Below are 353 nucleotides of genomic sequence, written 5' to 3' on the forward strand. Positions count from 1 at the left end.
GGCCCGAAACAGATGTAGGAGCAGAGCTTGCTCGCGAAGCGCCGCGCGGGCGGCGCACGGTCGCAAGAGCGCTACAACACCATCGACTAGCGCTTGGTGGCCATGATGAGATCCCAGCGGGGCCCCCAAAAGCCTGTCATGAAATCGCATCAGGGCTGCCAGGTGCATGGCTTTGGTTTAATGGCGCTCTTGCGACCGTGCGCCGCCCGCGCGGCGCTTCGCGAGCAAGCTCTGCTCCTACATCTGTTTCGGGCCAGTTATGCCTGTGCCATTGCCTGGTCCGCCTTGTTTGTTTGGCTTGAAACCGTATCAAGGCCGCCAGGTGCATGGCTCAAGGTTTCCGGCGCCCTCGA

General features: G+C 62.0%; 1 protein-coding gene. It reads left to right on the top strand.

Annotation, left to right across the window (positions count from 1 at the left end):
* Positions 1–138: 138 nt before the first annotated feature.
* A partial coding sequence (locus QBK88_RS30730; RefSeq protein WP_277965051.1) for a hypothetical protein occupies positions 139–353 on the top strand: 215 nt, incomplete at its 3' end.

Source organism: Pseudomonas sp. RIT-To-2 (assembly GCF_029623465.1).
Taxonomy (GTDB): domain Bacteria; phylum Pseudomonadota; class Gammaproteobacteria; order Pseudomonadales; family Pseudomonadaceae; genus Aquipseudomonas; species Aquipseudomonas silvicola.